This window comes from Bacteroidota bacterium (assembly GCA_034723125.1).
Lineage (GTDB): Bacteria > Bacteroidota > Bacteroidia > CAILMK01 > JAAYUY01 > JAYEOP01.
The window spans coordinates 1-1,588 of record JAYEOP010000571.1 but is presented as its reverse complement, the minus strand read 5'-3'; the positions used below and the strand labels follow the sequence as shown (position 1 = coordinate 1,588).

Here is a 1,588-nt window from a genome sequence, read left to right as displayed (position 1 = left end):
TCATTTTTATTTACTTTGCTATGCTTCAGGATCAAAAACTTTTCCCAAGAACAATATTGCCTCTGTTTTTTTGTCTCTGATAATTACGATAAAAGGATGATTGGCATTAAAAATAACTTTTTTCTCAGATATTAAAGAAGTTGTTTCAATCATTGTTACTGCTGTTGATGCTGCTGCTTCTGTTCCTTTTTCGCTAACTTCTATAACCGCTTTGTGTATTACTTTGCTTATTTTTAAATCTTTTTTCCCTGTCATTCCCGAAAAATCAGCCATATCTGTAAAGGCTAAGGGCATTCCAAGTTCTCCCAAAATATTGGCTAAATCATAAGAGGATTCCATTTCAAATTTTGGTAAGGAAACATTAACTTTTCTTTCCTCAAGAGAATTTGACCAATTTTCATAGTTTGAATTACTCAAATATTTTTCAAGCTTTTGGATACCATTTCTTTCCTTTGGTAACAAAATCATCATTGAAATATTTTTACCTGCATAGGGCAATTCAATTGCTTGAATCAAATTGTTTTCATAATATTGAATTTGTTTTCGATAAAGGTTCATAAAATCAACTTCTTTATTTTTTTCTTTTGTAAGATAAAATATTGATTTTTTTGTTAGCTTTTTTTTGAATGCTTCATCCCAAATTCCATAAAAATATATTGCGTTTACCAAAACTAACCTTGTCTCGTCTGTTATTGTTCCTTCAGCTAACAAATCAGGAATCATTTCTTCCGTTTTTTTTTCAACCCATTTATTAATTGTTTTTCGGGCTTTCTCTGATTGATGAATAAAGTCAACATATTTGAATCCTGAATTGTAATATTTTTTTGTTAAATCATAATATTCATCAAGAAATGAATAATCTTTTTGAGCCCATAGTGAATTTGCAATGTTGATTTCCACTCCTTTTGTTTTAGCATTTTCCACTAAAGTATCCGACATCATTTTAAAACTTCGGTGAAAATTATTTTTGTCAAGACTAAATTTTAAAGTTTTACTCATTTCCATTTCAGTTTCATTTCGTGCTCCTGCATAAGTCATTGCTAAAGCAGCAGATATACTATATGGTGAGAAAAATAAATTTTTATTTTCTTCTTTTACTTTTTTAAAAAGATCAAAGGCAAAAATATTATTGTTTTGGGCAACTTTTAAATTTACAAATTCGGAATTACCTATAGTTGCCTGTGTATTACTTGGACTAACATTTGGTGTTTTTCTGTTTTGGTTTATTTTTTTATTACAAGAAGAAAAAATTGTAAGTATTAAAATAAAAACTAATATTGCTTTCATATATTTAATTTTTGATTCTTTAAAAATACAGTATTCAATTGGTATAAATCACATTACAAAAGTAACAAAAATTTCACTATTCAGCAGTGTGAGTTTTATAAAAGACGAATAAACAAAAAGAAGTACTTAGAGTACTTAAAGTGCCTAAAGTACTTAGAGTTATGTGTTACGAAAAAACAAATTACCAGTCGGCAGTCTTCAGTCAGCAGTAAAAAACAGTCCACAGTCGGCAGTTCGCAGTCAAATTCCGAATAGACAGATAACTAAATCCTCCTTCGCTAAAGCTACGGAGGAGAATCTA

1 protein-coding gene is annotated in these 1,588 nt (G+C 29.0%); it reads right to left on the bottom strand.

Translation table 11 applies throughout. The features are described 5' to 3' along the window. Positions 1 to 18: 18 nt before the first annotated feature. The gene (locus U9R42_14500) at positions 19 to 1,287 is read right to left on the bottom strand and encodes a serpin family protein (protein MEA3497234.1); all 1,269 of its coding nucleotides are present in this window, start codon (positions 1,285 to 1,287) and stop codon (positions 19 to 21) included. Between the last annotated feature and the right edge of the window lie 301 nt (positions 1,288 to 1,588).